This is a genomic window from Neobacillus paridis, from assembly GCF_016765675.1.
Taxonomy (GTDB): Bacteria; Bacillota; Bacilli; order Bacillales; family Cytobacillaceae; genus Neobacillus; species Neobacillus paridis.
Map to the genome: position 1 here is coordinate 1 of NZ_JAESWB010000308.1, position 528 is coordinate 528.

Here is a 528-nt window from a genome sequence, read left to right on the forward strand (position 1 = left end):
CCCCTATGGAGTCTTTCCAATTCCGGTTCGTGTTACCGATCATCACCAGAATGAATAAGAGCGCAGGTCATTCACCGAAACGCAACGCGACGTCCGCCAGGACATGTGTCGAGCACGGATTCATGGTGTAGCGCCGAGATGGAAAAACAGCCGCGTGCCGGAGTCAGGGTGCATCGGGCGTTTTGACCGCGTCTAGCCGGTGCCCAAACCTGCAGTATTGAGAGAGCCGTCAAATGCATTCGGTGGTGCGCCGCAGCCGGCTTTACTGCCTTGCATGGGTCAGAGACGCCGGTGTCGATGGGACGATTCCGAATGGATATAGTTTTGGCCGACACTCATTTCGGAATGCGCTTCAGCCAGGATCCAGGAAATGGCTTGGCCTTGTGGTGCATGAAACATACTGATATTACTCAATAGCCTGGCTTGCGACAGAACTATATTGGAACCGTCATCAGCCGTATCGCCCTTCCCGGTTTCCTTGTCTCGACGTAGCACTGGAGCAGCTTCACGCAGCGGGATGGCTATCGG

Annotated in this window: 1 protein-coding gene; it reads right to left on the minus strand. The window is 55.1% G+C overall.

Annotated features, from left to right (window positions below):
• Positions 1-279: 279 nt before the first annotated feature.
• Positions 280-528: hypothetical protein (locus JK635_RS24420; RefSeq protein ID WP_235888227.1), on the minus strand; the 249-nt coding region annotated here is incomplete at its 5' end.